Here is a 17128-nt window from a genome sequence, read left to right on the forward strand (position 1 = left end):
TGGGAAGTTGGATAGAAGGGAAAGAGATTATCAGCTAATTATTAAAGGGAAGATGATCAAGACATTCTTCGATACTGTTAGCTGTTTTTAGAAGGGTTCGGTTTTGTGGACTTATAAAACCACTCTCCACGGCGTGATCTATAAAAGCAATAAGCTGATCGTAATAGTGATCAATATTGAAAAGAATGACCGGTTTCTGATGAATACCCAACTGAAGCCAGGTAATGGCTTCCATGAGTTCTTCAAATGTTCCGAATCCACCAGGAAGGGCGATGAAAGCGTCGGATAACTCAGCCATCATCGCTTTACGCTCATGCATGGTATTTGTGATATGGACTTTTGTTATATCCGGATGGGCATGTTCACGATCATTAAGATGTTTTGGAATAACACCGTGGACTTTTCCATTATTATTAAGCGCTCCGTTGGCAACTTCATTCATAATGCCGACCGAACCACCTCCATAAACAACTTCAATATTGTTGATCGCCAGTTGCTGTCCCAATACTTTTCCCTTTTCGGCAAAAGCAGGGTTATTTCCTTTTTTAGAACCACAAAAAACACAAATACGCCTGGAAGTACTCATCAAGAAGTGGGGGCTTTTGAGGCCATGCGATTTATAACAATTTCCAGCTTTTCTAAGAGGTAATCGATGTCATCTTCAGTATTATCTTTCCCCATACTGATGCGAATACTTGAGTTGGCTACCTTATTATCCAAGCCAATATTATCGAGCACATGCGAAGGTTCTATCGTTCCGGAAGTACAGGCGGAACCATTAGATACGCATATCCCTTCAACATCCAGGTTTAGCAACAGCATCTCTCCGTCAAATTGTTCTCCGGTATCGGTAAAGGAGAGGTTAACAATATGCGGGGCACATTTTTCTTTGTTGCAATTTATCTGGTAACGGTCGCCGAACTTTTTATCCAGTCCGGAAACCAAGCGGCTGCGTAGTTTTTTGAAGTGCCGGGCATGTTGATCCATCTCTTCTACCGCCAGCTCCAGCGCTTTGGCCAATCCAACAATTCCAGGTACATTCAGAGTCCCTCCACGCCGGCGGCGTTCTTGAGATCCACCGTGCATCCAGGGCAGCCATGGAGTCGCGTGACGCATATAAAGCACCCCGATACCTTTTGGCCCATATATCTTATGTGCACTCATACTTAGGAAATCAAGTCCCAGCTCATCCACATTCACCGGTATCTTTCCAATGCTTTGAACTGTATCTGAATGAAATGGAATATTGTGCTCCCTGCATACTTCCGAAATTTCTTTTAGCGGATTGATGGAACCAATCTCATTATTCACGTGCATCAGGGATACAAGAGCCGTATTCTCCGTAATTGCATCAGCTACTTTTTGTGGATTTACCGTACCGTCTGGGTTTGGCTCTACATAAACAGGTCGGCCACCGTCTTGCTTAAGGGCCTCAGCTGTATGAAGAACCGCATGATGCTCAAGTGGAGAGGTAACAACCTCGCTTTTACCCGTTGCTTTGACCACACCTTTTATGGCAGAGTTATCACTTTCAGTCCCGCCGCTGGTAAAAATAATTTCAGCGGGTTCCGCCCCAATGATATCGGCAATAGTTTCTCGTGCATCTTCGACTGCTACCTTTGCCTGGTTACCCATTTGATGGGCTGAGTTGGCATTTCCGAAATGTTCGGTTAAATAAGGCTTCATAGCCTCAAGAACGCGCTCATCAAGAGGCGTAGTGGCAGCGTGATCGAAATAAACGGTCTTCATAATTCCTGCTTCAATATTCGAATTAACCTATCAAAGATATTTAAATTTGATTAGAAAAACAGTTCCTAAAATAGAAAACCTCCCAAAATAGGAGGGTAATAAAATTAGCTATTTGGATTGATCAATGTGTGTTGCCGTTGTATCTTGAGGCGACTTTTAATTTAAGTACGAAAAGATATTACTATGGATAAGATGACGTTGAAAGATGCTGATGTTGAAGGAAAGAAGGTGCTCATGCGGGTTGACTTCAATGTGCCGATTGAAAATGGCCAGATAGGAGATGACAACCGCATTGTTCAGGCATTGCCTTCCATAAAATTTGTAACCGATAGGGGAGGAAAACTTATCCTAATGAGTCACTTAGGGCGCCCCGGTGGCGAGGTTGATAAATCACTGAGCCTGAGACCCGTGGCAGAGCATTTGGAGACATTAGTAGATACAACCGTTCATTTTGCGGAAGATTGTGTAGGAGAAAAAGCCTCAAATGTAATTGAGCAGGCAGCAGATGGGGAAATTGTATTGCTTGAAAATGTTCGCTTTCATGCGGGAGAAAAGGCAAATGATGAGGAGTTTTGCAAGCAATTGGCTGCACATGGGGATCTCTTTTGTAATGATGCTTTTGGCAGCAGTCATCGTGCCCATTCTTCGGTGGCAGGTGTTACACGCTTTTTGCAGCCGGCCGTATCGGGCTTTTTGCTGGAAAAAGAAATTAAGTATTTAAGCGGATCTATCAATGATCCTGAACGACCATTTGTTGCCATTTTGGGAGGAGCAAAGGTCTCAGATAAAATTGGCGTTATAGAAAATCTACTGGACAAGGTGGATACTATTATTATAGGTGGCGGCATGACCTATACTTTTTATAAAGCCAAAGGATTACCCATTGGTGATTCCCTCTTGGAAGAAGACAAGGTAGAGTTGGCTGCAGAGCTCATGGAAAAAGCAGATGAAAAAGATATTAAGTTTGTACTGCCTATGGATTCAGTTGTTGCCAGGGAATTCAAAAATGATGCGGAGCATAAGGTAGTAGATGAAGATGGAATTGAAGATGGCTGGATTGCTGTTGATATAGGTCCCCAATCGGCGATTTCATTCGGAAATGTAATTAAAAATGCTCAGACGGTTGTATGGAATGGTCCGATGGGAGTTTTTGAAATGGAAAACTTTGCAGATGGAACGAATGCCGTTGCAGAAGCACTGGCGCAAGCCACTAAATTGGGAGCTACCACCATTATAGGGGGTGGTGATTCAGCTTCTGCTATTAAACAGGCAGGTCTCGAAGAAGAGGTCTCACACGTATCCACTGGTGGTGGAGCCAGCCTGATGTTCCTCGAAGGGAAAGAGCTCCCGGGCGTTGTGGCGTTGACAGATAAGTGAGATAGAACTTTACTAATACTTTATCCCGATATAGCCCGGCCCTGTTAAGTCAGCGGGTTTTTAATACGATATTTCAAAATTTCTGGGGAAACCCAGATAATTTGAAGAACTTTTTTTGGAAAGAAATATTTCTCAAAATTGCTCTCTATGCAATATAGAGGCGTAAAAAGTGAGATAATCAAAGAATAAAATAAAAAAAGTAAAAAAAATTCTGTAAGGATTTGCTCCGAAATATATCTTACTTACCTTTAGAGAGAAATACTAAACAAAACGGAGACAATTATGAGTTCATTAAATAAAGCTATGATCATCGGCCGACTTGGGCGTGATCCTGAAGTACGCTATACACAGTCTAATACAGCAGTGGCAACATTATCAGTTGCAACTTCTGAACGATACAAAGATAAGCAAGGCGAATGGAAGGAAAATACCGAATGGCACCGGGTCGTTGCCTGGGGACGTTTGGCGGAAATTTGCCAGGAATATCTCAAAAAAGGATCTCAGGTATATATCGAAGGTCCTATTCAGACACGCCAGTGGGAAGATAAAGAAGGTCAGACGCGCTATACTACAGAGATAAAGGCGCTTACCATGACCATGCTGGATAGCAAAGGAAGCAGCGAAGGTGGTGAGAATGTACCGTCACAACCCGATAGCTCCCAACCTGTGTCCAGTAACGTTGATCTAAGTGAAGATTTTGATGATATGGATGATGATTTGGATGATGATTTGCCATTCTAATAAAGCTCACTTATTTAAAGGAAACGAAAAGCGACAGGATGATTTAGTTCTGTCGCTTTTTCATTCTTGCACCAGAAGCTTGAAGTATATAGCTTTAGAAAAAATGAAGTCTCATAACTAATTGGACGAACCGAATAGTTTATTTTTGATTACCTTTCTGCAGTCGACTGATATTGTTGAACTATCTTCGACAATAGATCCGGTTGGACTGATTATTGAAATTTCCATCATTATTATTGGATTCATATTTTCAGCTCTTTTCTCAGGATCTGAAGTTGCTTTTTTCTCGCTTTCTTCCCAACATAGCTCCATTATAGAGAGTGATGGACATCCAGAAGACAAGTTGATCAGGCGGATGCTGAAACGTCCACGCCGATTGCTGGCGACTATACTGATTGGAAATACTTTTGCCAATATTGTGACTTCAATCCTTGCGGCGGTGGTTACCGGTAATATTATAGCTTATTATGGGTTTTCAGAGTTTTGGATTTACTTGTCGGAAGTTATCGTACTTACCTTTTCAATTTTGGTTCTGAGTGAAATAACTCCAAAGGTCATTGCTATAAATGATCCACTGAAAAATGCCAGGCTTATTAGCCGTCCTATCTATTTCTTTTATATTATTCTTAAACCACTTGCAGTTCTTATAGCAAACAGTACGCTCAGCCTTGAGGAACGGCTTCCCAAACCAAATAGCAAAATGACTTCCGAAGATATCATGACGATGGCTGAAGTCAGTGAAGAGGAAGGATCGATTAGAAGAGATGAACGGGAGATTATTGAAAATGTAATAGAATTTGGGAATATCAGTGTGCGGGAAATTATGACCTCTCGGATTAATATTGTAGCTATATCTACTACGAATTCCCTCGATGAAGTATTAACACTTATACGTGAGAAAGGACTCTCACGTATGCCTATATATGAGAATGATCTGGATAATATCCTGGGGATTATTCATTCAAAAGATGTGCTCCCCTACATTAATTCTGATATAGAGCGGACAACCATAAATTGGCGGACTATTGCCCGAAAAGCACTTTTTATACCTTCTACTAAAAAACTTGATGACCTTCTTCGTGATTTTCAGCAGGAAAAAACACATATCGCAATTGTAGTTGATGAATATGGTGGCACAGAAGGATTAATTACACTAGATGATATCCTTGAAGAAATTGTAGGTGATATATCTGACGAATACGATGGGGCAGAAGAACAGCTGTTTACCCGTTTTCGAAGCGGGGTCTATGTATTTGACGCCAAAATTGACCTGGATGATATGGAGGAAATACTCGAATGCACGCTAACTTCTGGGGAGGATGATTTTGAGACGCTCGGAGGACTTATGTATAATCTGACCGAGCGCATCCCGAATGTAGGGGAACGAGTCTATTACAAAAATGTCGAATTTACCATACATTCAGTTCAAAATAATCGGGTGCGGAAAGTACGAGTAAAAGTACAGGAACCAAGATCCAAAAATGCCCGAAATTCTTCAGAGAATAAGTAATTACTGTATGCCAGAATCGCTTAACAAAATTGTAAATCAGGATGTCCAGTTACGTCCGTATAATACCCTCGATATTCCAGCCAGGGCCCGTCTTTTTGCATCCATAACATCTGTAGAAGAACTCCAGCAGCTACTTCAGGAATCGCCGGTGGATACAGATGATATGTTAGTATTGGGGGGAGGAAGTAACATCCTTTTTGCTGGTGATTTCCCGGGAATGGTTTTGCAAATAGCGATTAAAGGAAAGAAAATAGTTGAAGAAGATGATTCCTTTGTCTGGTTAGAAATAGGTGGAGGAGAAAACTGGCATCAAACCGTACGCTACGCTATAGACAAAGGATGGGGAGGCATCGAAAATCTCTCGCTTATTCCCGGAACCGTGGGTGCTGCCCCTATCCAGAATATAGGTGCTTACGGCGCAGAATTGGCGGATGTTTTTGAAAGACTGGAGGCGGTAAATATAGCATCTGCAGAAGTACGGACATTCAGCAAGGAGGAATGTGAGTTCGGATATCGCGACAGTATATTTAAGAGGGCTCTTAAAGGGAAATTTGCAATTACCAAAATAGTTCTTAAGCTATCGAAAAGACCTGAGATTAACAGTTCTTACGGGGCAATACAGTCGGAACTTGAAAGAAGAAATATCAATGAGCCCACCATCCGCGATATCAGTGACATTGTTATTTCTATTCGCAATGATAAACTTCCAAATCCTGAAGCGCTGGGTAATGCTGGTAGCTTTTTTAAAAATCCGATAGTTGAAGCAGAAAAGTTTGAAAAATTAAAACAATCTTATCCACAGATACCCGGTTATGAAATAAGTGAAAATGAGATCAAGGTTCCCGCCGGATGGCTTATTGAAGAAGCGGGGTGGAAAGGAAAAAAGATTGGTAATACCGGTACCTACCGACAACAAGCGCTGGTAATTGTAAATCACGGGGGGGCAACCGCCGAAGAGATATTGAATCTCGCTGCTAAAATTCAAGAATCTGTCAGAGAAAAATTTGAAATTGATTTGGTCCCAGAAGTAAATATTATTTCGTAGGATGAAGGAGGAAACTGATCGTGCTGTTTATTTTACAAAACACCTTTTTCGGACGGGTTTAGGATGTCCTACAAAGCTTTATTACAAAGCTAAAGATTATCCTGAAAGCCAGGCAGGACGACCCTTTATTGAACATGCCATTCTCAACAAAAGGCTTTTGAAATCATTAGTACATTCAATTTATCCCAGTGGTGAATTTATAAACGGGCGAAATACTAGGGAGTCTGCAGAACAAACAAAGGGTCTTTTTGATAGTAAAGAGAGTATTATCTTTGATGCTACCTTCATTCATAAACGAATGATGGCCAGGTTGCCGGTCATATTGAAAAGTGCAGACCGTCTTACGGTCATGCATATACAGACTAAAGCTTTCAACGCTAGAAAGCATAGCCTATTAGACAGAAATGGAAATATCCATTCTAAATGGAGAAAGTATTTATTTGATTTTGCGTATCAACTATATATTCTTCAGGAAGAATATTCGGATTTTTCTATACTTCCTTTATTAGTTTTACCCGACAAATCTTCTTATGCCCAAAGCAGTGAATTGCCGGGCGCACTAAAGCCTTTTGAACCGGATTCTATAGCCTCGGATATACCTACTTCAAATCAACAGCTATTGGTAAAGCTGGATGTGAGCGATCCGTTAAAAAAAATATGGCAGGATTCGGATTTTGCGGAAGAGCACTTTCAAAAAGAATCTTTTGAGGAAACGCTATTTTACCTGAGAGATATTTATCTGGAACAGGAAAAGGTTGATCCGCAAGTGGGTACGAAATGCAAGGAGTGTGAATTTAGAATTGTCTCATCTCGGGTTGAAAAAGGCGAGAAAAGCGGTTTTAATGAGTGTTGGGATCCATTGAGACCGGAGGAATCAAAATCAGGACACATATTTGACCTGATTGGTGCCGGCACCCAAAAGTGGTTGGATGAAGGAAAATATTTTCAGCAGGATATTGATGAAGATAGTATTTTACCGATTAATTTTATTACAGAGAGTACGAATAAAATTACGGCCCAAATGCGCCAGTCTCTTCAGGTCCATAAAGCAAAAGGGCGGTCCGTTCCGGAAGAAATTTTACGTCCTCCTCTCATAAAAGAATTGCGAAGATGGAAGTATCCCGTTCATTTTTTGGATTTTGAGGCTGGAAATTATGCCGTGCCGGTGCGTAGAAACCGCCCTCCATATCATCTGGTGGTGTTTCAGTTTTCCTGTCATACGCTCCAGAAAAATGGAGACTGGGAACATCATCAGTGGCTCGATGACCTCGGCAGTGTTTACCCTAACTATGAGCTGGTTCGTCGATTAATGAACGTGCCTAACATTAATAAAGGTACAATTGTACAGTACTCTAATTTTGAGCGTAATGCCCTGAAGATAATTCGCCGGGAATTAAGAGATGAATCCGAAATTATCCCCGATAGTAAATGGCTTATTCAATGGATTAAAACCATCATTAAACGTAATGATTCCAAGCATGCTCATCCACCATATGTGGCTGATTTAAGCCGTCAGGTAAAGGATTATTATTACAATAGAGAAATGGAAGATTCATTGAGTATCAAGGATGTGCTGCAATCTGTTATGACACAGAGCGACCTTTTGAGGCAGAAGTATTCCAAACCATATAGCAGCCATAATTTTGATAAAGTAACCTGGTGGCAACCGGATAAGAATAATAAGGCCCGAAATCCATATAACATTTTGGCAGAGAGATCGGAAGCGTTAGTTCGTCGTGGCACAGAAGCGATGGTGTGTTATGGGAAACTTTTAGCCCGTGACTTGAGTAAGAGTCAAAGAGAAGCGTACCGAAACTCTTTACTTCGGTATTGTGAACTTGATACACTGGCAATGATGATGATATATGAGCATTGGAAGGAGAAATTGAATCAGTTATATTAATTTTAATAGAATGATTCAACTGAGATAAAACAAATTTAACGGGCATACTATTATGAAGCTATTACATTTTCGGAATATTGTTTTATTAGCCTTATCTGCATTGCTGATAACTTTTTGTGTGGTACAGCGGAGTCCAATTACGGACCAAAAGCGAGCCTATGGCTATAGCTGGGAAAAAGAAGTTCAAATAGGACAACAGGCTGATAAGCAAATACAACAACAGTATGGTATATACGATGATGAGCAATTATCGAATTATGTTGAAAATATCGGGCAGGAAGTGCTTTCGGTAAGCCACATGCGCCGTGAAGATACTGATCCCAAGTATAAAGAAACTGAATTTTATTTCCGGGTATTGAATAGCGGCACACCCAATGCTTTTGCTCTTCCGGGAGGGTATATTTATGTAACCCGGGGTTTATTGGGGCACTTGGAGAATGAAGCCCAGCTGGCAGTAGTCCTTGGACACGAAATCGGTCATGTTGCTGCTCGTCATGCTTCGCAGCGAGCATTTGAACAACAGATGGGGCAGCTCGCTCTCATTGGTGGAGCAGTAGCAGGACAGGAGCTACTAGGTGTTCCGGGACAGTCGATTCTCAATATGGGAGGTCAGGCAGCACAATTTCTGTTTTTAAGTTACAGCCGCGATGATGAAAGAGAGTCCGACCGTTTGGGAGTCGAATACTCTGCAATGCAGAATTATGCAGCGGCCGAAGGAGCAGGTTTCTTTTCAGCTTTGAAACGCATATCCGAACAATCAGGACAAAGTATTCCGGCTTGGGCTTCCACGCACCCCGATCCGGCTGCACGGGAACAGACTATCCCACAACTGGCCCAGGAGTGGGAGGAAAAAGGATATGAGCAGACGATTCGGGATACTGACCAGTTTATGCAGGCTATTGACGGAATGGTATATGGGGAAAACCCTCGTGAAGGATTTACTCGCGACGGGATGTTTTATCACCCGGAACTGGCCTTCCAGTTTCCTTATCCAAAAGGATGGCAATTGGCTAATCAACCTTCCGCAGTGCAGATGGTGAATGAAGACCAGAATGCGATAATTGTTTTCCAGATTGACAGTAAAAATAATTCTCCAAAAGCTTCGGTTAACGAATTTTTGAATCAGGATGGAGTAGAGCCGGCTACAAGTAGCGCTATATCTCACAATGGCTTAGAAGGTTTTGAGGCCACCGCAAGTGCCCAAACTCAAGATGGAGCCGATGTACGATTCTATCTCTATTCTGTAGCCTATGACGGGAATATCTATCGTTTTGTATCCTATACACTGGCGGATCAGTTTGACGAGTACAGGTCACAGTTTGAGCAAACAGCGAACTCTTTCCGCTCTCTTGAAGATCGGTCAATTCTTAATATCCAGCCCGCACGGGTTCAAGCGTTCCGAACAGATCGTTCGGGGACTTTCCAGTCATTTTTACCCGATAACCTGCCGCTTGAATTAACACCGGAAGATGTAGCCATAGCAAATCAGGTACAGCTGGATGAAACAATTGAAGCAGGAACTTGGATTAAGATTCCTAGACAATAAAAGTTAGCTTTTTCTCCTACAAATAAATCCAATATCTTTGGGGCATAACAGAACCCGAACTTTTTGGATATTTATTTCATGATTGAGCGATATTCCCGTAAAGAAATGGCCGATATCTGGTCACTGGAAAACCAATTTCAGGCCTGGCTGGATGTGGAACTGGCTGCCTGCAACGCTTGGAGCAAACTGGGCAAAATTCCCAAAAATGATGTCAAAAACCTCTATGAAAATGCTTCTTTTGATGTCGATCGTATCAAGGAAATAGAAAAGAAGACTCGTCATGATGTGGTGGCCTTTACGCGGTCGGTTTCGGAGTCGCTCGGAAAGGAAAAGAAGTGGGTCCACTATGGGTTAACCTCCACCGATGTGGTCGATACCGCCAATGGGTATCGGCTCAAGCAGGCCAATGAGATCCTGCGAAAAGATATTCATGATATTATTGATGTACTCGCGGAGAAGGCGAAAAAGCACAAATATACCGTCATGATGGGGCGCACCCACGGCGTGCACGCTGAACCCACAACCTTCGGCCTGAAATGCGCACTCTGGTATGCCGAAATGAAGCGTAATCAGGAACGCTTTGAAAAAGCAGCCAAGGCTGTTGAGTTTGGAAAGATGAGCGGTTCGGTAGGGACTTTCGCAAATATTCCGCCTGAAGTTGAAGAATCGGTCTGTGAGGAATTAGGTCTTTCTCCCGCGCCTATCTCTACCCAAACCCTGCAGCGCGATCGTCACGCTGATTACATATCCACACTGGCGCTTATTGGTTCGACTATGGAGAAAATGGCGGTTGAAATTCGTCACCTTCAGCGCAGTGAAGTCCGGGAGGCTGAAGAGTTTTTCCGGAAAGGACAAAAAGGTTCTTCCTCAATGCCGCACAAGCGTAATCCGGTCAGTTCAGAAAATATATCGGGATGCTCACGCGTGTTGCGTGGTTATATGATGTCGGCTTATGAAAATATTCCCCTCTGGCACGAGCGCGATATTTCACACTCATCGGTAGAGCGTATTATTTTGCCCGATGCTACTATTTTACTGGACTATATGCTTAATCGTTTCTCGGGCGTTGTTGAAAAGTTGACGATATTCGAGGACAATATGCACGACAATATCTATAAAACCTACGGATTAACGTTCTCTCAGCGTGTCTTGCATAAGCTTATTGATACGGGAATGTCACGTGAAAAAGCCTATGATACCGTCCAGCCACTGGCGATGCAGGCGTGGGAGGAAAAGACAATGTTCCGTGATCTGGTGGAAGCGGATGAAACCGTACAGGAAAATCTAACTGAAGAGGAAATTGATGAGGCTTTTGACTTGGATCATCACACCCGAAATGTGGAACGTATTTTTAAGCGAGTGGGATTGGAATAGAATGCATATGAAACGGATAAAGCAGGTTACTGCAGGTAGAATTGATAAAAAATAGTCGAATCAGAATCATCCGTATTTAATTAAATTACTGTGCAAAGCTGGCCTAATCTCATCTTTTCGGATACTCTTTCTTTTGAGGAGAAAGTCCAACAGGTTTTCGAATATCAGTCTGAGAACAATCCCGTATATCGGAGATATTGTGAGGCATTGGATAATATAGAAGCTATTCCATTATTACCTATCAAAGCGTTCAAAGAAGCCGCGGTAACGGCCCATCCTAAAGAGGACTACGAGCTTGTATTCAAAAGCAGCGGTACTTCGGATATGCAGCGGAGTATCCACAAAGTGCATGATCCTGAGCTTTATGATCAATCGTTGTTAAAAGGATTTCGCCATTTTTACAATCTGGAGAATGCGGTAATTTGGGGATATACGCCGGGCTATGCTGATAATCCGCATTCGTCGCTTATTTATATGATCCAAAAACTCATAAACCAAGGTGAAAGTGGATTAAGTCGCTTCTTACCACTTGATAAGCCTTTACAGGCTGATGATATTAAGGAAGTCAAACAAAGTGGAAAACAACTGATTCTATTCGGTGCTGCATTTGGACTGTTGGATCTTTTGGAACTGGATGTTCCTTCTATCCCCTCAAATAGTGTGATCATTGAAACCGGCGGGATGAAAACCCATAAGCGCGAGATAAGCAGGAAAGAGCTCCACAGAAAACTGAGCAGGGGATTTGGACTGGACCAAAGCCGGATTCACTCCGAATACGGCATGGCGGAGCTACTGAGCCAAGCGTATGCTACCGGAGGAAAATGGTTTAAAACCGTCCCCTGGATGCAGGTTTCCATTCGAAATCCCGATAATCCCGCAGAAGTGTTACCAGCCTATAGGGAGGGGCTTATTGCCGTCATTGATTTAGCCAATGTTCACAGCTGTTCGTTTTTACTAACCCATGATAAGGGCGTAATGGACCCAGAAGGGCGGTTCCAGATACTGGGACGGTGGAATCCCAAAGATCTGCGTGGCTGTAACTTTTTAATCGAAGAAGATTAGTATAGTAGTTCACAGAGAAATCTTCAGGACCCAGGTAACATAATGGCTGAATTGCAAAAACGTATAGATACATTACTCGAGGCCTCCGATAATTGGCTCAGCAACGATAATCATTACCTGATGGATGCCATTGACCGTACCATTCGCGAAGGATACTTTAGTTTCGAAGATGTAAAGTATGCCCTTAAAGTGATAAAGGAGAGTTTAGATAGAGATGCCGTGGAGGAGTGGGCTGAACGTGCTGAGCTTGATCACAAACAGGAAAATAATGCCTCCGGACAAAACGTAATGTGCCTGCATGCGGGGAATCTGCCGTTAGTAGGATTCCAGGATGCTTTTGCTACGTTGTTGAGCGGAGCCCGCTATACGGGAAAAGTCTCACGGAAAGATCCGTATCTACTGCCTACTTTTTTGAACGAAATTAAAAAGACGGGAATGTGGACCGATCGTGATGTGCAGTGGACGCACCGGCTTGATGATTTTGAAGATATGCCCCATGACGCTATTATTTTTGCAGGTTCAGAATCATCTGTGCCTGGGGTAAAGCAAGCCATTGAAGAGTACAACCTGGCAAAAGATAATACCCGATATCTTATCCGCACGGCGCATTTTTCTATGGCTTTTTTCGATCGCAAAGATGAGAAAACAATAAAGAATTTAGTGGATGGTGTATTACGATATGGTGGAAAGGGTTGTCGATCAGTCGGTATTGTGGTTTCCCCTTTTTCTTTAGAGGAAATTAAAGATGAACTATCCGATTATATACGGTCATTTTGGGAAGCGAATCCACAACATGAATTTCCACCTCCTAAACTCAGGCAGCAGTTCGCCTATAACAAAGCCGTAGAGCGTTCACAGCTATGGCTGGAATATCTTCTTTTGCAGGAGGGAGGCCTAGAATTTGACCAGGATTTTGTGTGCTATTGGGTAGAAGGTGATGAATCGAAGGTGGCAGAATTAGGCGAAAAATATGCCGCCCAGCTACAGAGCATTTATGTAGCTCACCCGGAAGTAGCAATTCCCGGCTATGGTGAGCAAACTGAATTTTTATCCAATGCACAACAGCCCTCGCTTTCCTGGAAACCGGATGGAGTGGATACATTGGAGTGGTTGATCGGCTAACGGATTAACTATCGGTTCTATAAAAGCCTATTCAGCGATCATCTCCGGTTTTTCCATGACCACATAGATATCCCTGCCAGATTTATTCTCGGAATTAATTAGTTGAAAGCCAGCATGCTCTAATTCATCGACGACTGTTTCAGCGGTAACCCCATGCTGATCATTTGAGTCTCTGCCTGAAGGTTCAGCTTCGGAACCCCGCGGCTCAAAGTCAATGATTGCAATTCGTCCCCCTGGTTTCAGCGATTTCCAAAGACTTTTATTCATTGAGGCTGGGTTCCCAAAATGGTGGTAAACTCTGCGCATATACAAGGCATCACAGCATTGTTCAGGCAGGTTCGTCTGTGCTGGTTCTCCTTCAATAACGGTAACATTGTTTAATTCTGTTCCGTTAATAGCGCTTCGTAAATTTTGTATTTTTTCTGATCCAAGTTCGGTACTGTATACATGTCCGTTGGGACCAACATGTTTTGCTATTTCTATGGTCTCATCGCCATCTCCCGCACCAATGTCGGCCACCACAGAGCCCTCCTTTAATTCAAGAACCTCAATCAGCCAGTTAGTATCATCAGCATTCCCTGGAATTTGGGCACAGGCCACGGGACTCGACAGTACAATGGTTAATACAACCACTATTAAATATTTTAATTTTTTTGTGGTACTCTTCGATAGTAGGGTCTTCTTTTCTGATTGTCTCATAATGCAGCAACTGTTAGGTTAAGTATTTGTTTCCTTCATGCTCTAATTTATTGTGCGAAATTACAGAGTTAAATTCAATAGCGGTATTGTTTTCAGTTCGGATGTTCGGAATGGAAACGAATTAACTTCTAAATCCAGAGATATGTCAACTTTTACTATATTTAGCAATTTCGGCTAATCCCTTCTTCAAACCAGTCCATTTTTTTCTTATCTTTGGCAACTTATGCATAAGAGCGCTGATGAATTGCCAATAATTGGATCAGTAATAATATAGAGTAATAGCGTATTATTTTATTACATACCTGTATAAGAGCGCTTTTAGCCTATTACCCAGAATTATAATTAAGCTTTAACCAAACGTTTGAATGAGCTCGTATAGTCCCGAAAAAATTGAAACTAAATGGCAGCAGTACTGGCAAGAGAACAAAACGTTCAAAACGCCGGAGGACCATGATAAGCCCAAATATTACGTGTTGGATATGTTTCCCTATCCCAGTGGTTCGGGCCTTCATGTAGGACATCCGGAGGGCTATACCGCAACAGATATTCTGGCCCGTTATAAGCGGATGAATGGTTTCAATGTACTGCATCCGATCGGATGGGATGCATTTGGATTGCCCGCCGAGCAGTATGCTGTTAAGACGGGAACACACCCGCGGGATACTACGCAGAAGAATATCGATCGATTCCGTGAGCAATTACAATCTCTGGGTTTTAGTTATGACTGGGATCGGGAAGTCAATACAACGGATCCCGACTATTATAAATGGACCCAGTGGATCTTTTTGAAACTCTATGAGAAAGGGCTGGCCTATGAAGACGATGTGCCCGTAAACTGGTGTCCGGAGTTGGGAACCGTTTTGGCAAATGAAGAAGTAATTGACGGAAAGAGTGAGGTGGGAGGCTATCCAGTTGTAAAGAAGCCCATGCGTCAGTGGGTGCTGAAAATTACCGAATATGCGGATCGTCTGCTTGAGGGACTTGATGATCTCGATTGGCCGAAATCTACTAAAGAGATGCAGCGTAACTGGATTGGAAAATCCATTGGGGCCGAAATTGATTTTGAGATTGCCGATTATGATGAATCCCTGCGCGTATTTACTACCCGTCCCGATACAATTTTCGGAGCTACTTATATGGTGTTGGCTCCGGAGCATGATCTGGTTGATACTATAACTGAAGACGATCAGAAGGAAGCGGTAGAAGCCTATCGTGAGGAAGCAGCGCGGAAATCTGATCTTGAACGTACGGAGTTGAGTGATGAAAAAACGGGTGTGTTTACCGGGGCTTACGCGGTAAATCCGGTAAATGGAGAAGAAATTCCAATTTGGGTAGCTGACTATGTATTAGCTACCTACGGGACGGGCGCTATTATGGCTGTACCGGGACAGGACGAGCGTGACTGGGAGTTTGCAGAAAAATTTGATTTGCCGATCATCCGTACGGTAGAACCACCCGAAGATTTTGACGGCAAAGCATATACCGGGGAAGGGAAGACGATCAATAGTGATTTTCTCAACGGACTGGATGTTCCCGAGGCTAAAAAGAAGATCATTGAATGGCTGGAAGAGCATAATGCCGGAACTAAAGCAGTAAACTATAAGCTGAGGGACTGGTTATTCTCGCGCCAACGGTATTGGGGCGAGCCTTTTCCCATTATTCACGTAGATGGGGAACCCAAACCTGTTTCGAAGGATGGGCTTCCGGTGACCCTCCCGGAAATGGATGATTTTGAACCAACCGATGATGGCAATCCACCCTTGGCCAAAGCCGAGGACTGGGTCAATACTACCGATCTTGAAACAGGAAAACCGGCCAAAAGGGAAACGAATACCATGCCCCAGTGGGCCGGTTCGTGTTGGTATTATCTGCGCTATTGCAGTCCCCATTTTGAGGAAGGCCCCGTAGATCCCGATGAGGAAAAATACTGGATGCCTGTAGATATGTATGTGGGCGGAGCCGAGCACAGTGTGTTGCACTTGTTGTATGCCCGATTCTGGCATAAAGTATTATATGATTGCGGGGTAGTTTCTACCAAGGAACCGTTTCAGCGGCTGGTGCACCAGGGGATGATTTTAGGCGAGATGGAATTTACCGGCTTTAAGAAGGATGGAAAATGGATTGATTATGAAACTGTTGAAAATTTATCAGATGAAGAATTAGGAGGTCCTGGAGTTTACACTGAGAAAGTGAAATTGGATAAAAGTGATGTTGAGAAAAGAGGCGACGATTTTGTTATTGAGGGTACTGATGTAACGGTCGATGCCAAGGCCCATAAAATGTCCAAATCACGGGGTAATGTAGTTAATCCCGATGATATTGTAGAACAGTACGGGGCTGACTCCATGCGGCTCTATGAGATGTTTATGGGGCCTCTGGAACAGGTTAAGCCGTGGAGCACCAAAGATGTGGACGGGGTCTATCGTTTTTTGAGTCGTGTGTGGCGATTAATTATTGATGAGAAAAGCGGAGAGCTGAACGAGTCGGTACAAGATACCGAGCCTTCTAAAGAACAGCTGAAAGCCTTACATAAGTGTATTAAAAAGGTGACAGAGGACGTAGAAGACCTGTCTTTTAATACGGCAATTTCAGCGATGATGATCTTCATTAATGAGGCGAATAAATGGGATGAACATCCGAAGGCACTGCTCGAAAGTTTCATGAAACTGCTTTCACCCTTTGCACCGCATATCTCTGAAGAGCTCTGGTCGCGTTTGGGTCATGAACAGAGCATTGCCTACGTTGATTGGCCGGAATTTAAGGAAAAATACCTTATCTCAGATACCCAGATGTATCCCATCCAGGTGAATGGCAAAGTGCGGGGAGAAATATATGTTCCCCGCGACAAAGCCAAAGATAAAGAGTATGTACTTTCGGAGGCTAAAGCGGTTGAAAACGTTGAACGATATCTGGAAGAGGGCAAGCTAGTTAAGGAAATTTTTGTTCCCGAACGTATCGTCAACCTGGTAGTGAAGTAGAAGCTTATATTATTTCAGGGTT

General features: G+C 42.9%; 13 protein-coding genes. 10 read left to right on the forward strand and 3 right to left on the reverse strand.

The window, feature by feature from the left end; genetic code table 11:
- Positions 1 to 34 precede the first annotated feature (34 nt).
- Together ABEB05_RS01615 and ABEB05_RS01620 are read right to left on the reverse strand one after the other, a co-directional pair.
- Positions 35 to 586, reverse strand: a complete 552-nt coding sequence (locus tag ABEB05_RS01615) for an LOG family protein (RefSeq protein ID WP_265786926.1) — start codon at positions 584 to 586, stop codon at positions 35 to 37.
- The gene (locus tag ABEB05_RS01620; protein ID WP_265786928.1) at positions 586 to 1749 is read right to left on the reverse strand and encodes a cysteine desulfurase family protein; all 1164 of its coding nucleotides are present in this window, start codon (positions 1747 to 1749) and stop codon (positions 586 to 588) included. Before ABEB05_RS01620 ends, ABEB05_RS01615 begins: the two co-directional genes overlap by 1 nt.
- A gap of 183 nt (positions 1750 to 1932) precedes the next feature.
- On the opposite strand from ABEB05_RS01620, the gene ABEB05_RS01625 reads away from it, so the two are divergent.
- The 9 genes from ABEB05_RS01625 to ABEB05_RS01665 all read left to right on the forward strand — a co-directional run bounded on the left by ABEB05_RS01625 (position 1933) and on the right by ABEB05_RS01665 (position 13429).
- A complete protein-coding gene (locus ABEB05_RS01625) occupies positions 1933 to 3126 on the forward strand; it encodes a phosphoglycerate kinase (RefSeq protein WP_265786930.1) in 1194 nt (397 codons plus the stop codon).
- Positions 3127 to 3408: 282 nt separating this feature from the next.
- On the forward strand, positions 3409 to 3867 hold the full coding sequence (locus ABEB05_RS01630; RefSeq protein WP_265786931.1) for a single-stranded DNA-binding protein: 459 nt from the start codon (positions 3409 to 3411) through the stop codon (positions 3865 to 3867).
- 145 nt (positions 3868 to 4012) lie between these two features.
- Entirely contained in the window at positions 4013 to 5377 is a 1365-nt protein-coding gene (locus ABEB05_RS01635) for a hemolysin family protein (RefSeq protein WP_265786932.1), read from the forward strand.
- Between the two features lie 7 nt (positions 5378 to 5384).
- A complete protein-coding gene (gene murB / locus ABEB05_RS01640) occupies positions 5385 to 6422 on the forward strand; it encodes a UDP-N-acetylmuramate dehydrogenase (protein WP_265786933.1) in 1038 nt (345 codons plus the stop codon).
- A gap of 1 nt (position 6423) precedes the next feature.
- Positions 6424 to 8325 (forward strand): DUF2779 domain-containing protein, encoded by a 1902-nt coding sequence (locus ABEB05_RS01645; RefSeq protein WP_265786934.1) that lies wholly within the window; start codon positions 6424 to 6426, stop codon positions 8323 to 8325.
- A gap of 52 nt (positions 8326 to 8377) precedes the next feature.
- Entirely contained in the window at positions 8378 to 9871 is a 1494-nt protein-coding gene (locus tag ABEB05_RS01650) for a M48 family metalloprotease (protein WP_265786936.1), read from the forward strand.
- Positions 9872 to 9949: 78 nt separating this feature from the next.
- Positions 9950 to 11245 carry an adenylosuccinate lyase gene (gene purB, locus ABEB05_RS01655; protein ID WP_345694248.1) on the forward strand — a complete coding sequence of 432 codons (1296 nt, stop codon included), beginning with the start codon at positions 9950 to 9952 and terminating at the stop codon, positions 11243 to 11245.
- 90 nt (positions 11246 to 11335) lie between these two features.
- Positions 11336 to 12307: a LuxE/PaaK family acyltransferase gene (locus ABEB05_RS01660; RefSeq protein WP_265786938.1), complete on the forward strand. Its 972-nt coding sequence runs from the start codon at positions 11336 to 11338 to the stop codon at positions 12305 to 12307.
- Positions 12308 to 12349: 42 nt separating this feature from the next.
- The gene (locus tag ABEB05_RS01665; protein ID WP_265786939.1) at positions 12350 to 13429 is read left to right on the forward strand and encodes an acyl-CoA reductase; all 1080 of its coding nucleotides are present in this window, start codon (positions 12350 to 12352) and stop codon (positions 13427 to 13429) included.
- 27 nt (positions 13430 to 13456) lie between these two features.
- On the opposite strand, the gene ABEB05_RS01670 is transcribed toward ABEB05_RS01665, so the two are convergent.
- Complete coding sequence (locus tag ABEB05_RS01670) at positions 13457 to 14128, reverse strand: class I SAM-dependent methyltransferase (RefSeq protein WP_265786940.1); 672 nt, start codon at positions 14126 to 14128, stop codon at positions 13457 to 13459.
- A gap of 365 nt (positions 14129 to 14493) precedes the next feature.
- Here ABEB05_RS01670 and leuS point away from each other — a divergent pair, with 365 nt between their 5' ends.
- The gene (gene leuS / locus ABEB05_RS01675; protein ID WP_265786941.1) at positions 14494 to 17106 is read left to right on the forward strand and encodes a leucine--tRNA ligase; all 2613 of its coding nucleotides are present in this window, start codon (positions 14494 to 14496) and stop codon (positions 17104 to 17106) included.
- The last annotated feature ends 22 nt before the right edge of the window (positions 17107 to 17128 follow it).

The organism is Fodinibius salicampi, from assembly GCF_039545095.1.
In the GTDB taxonomy this organism is placed as follows: Bacteria; Bacteroidota; Rhodothermia; order Balneolales; family Balneolaceae; genus Fodinibius; species Fodinibius salicampi.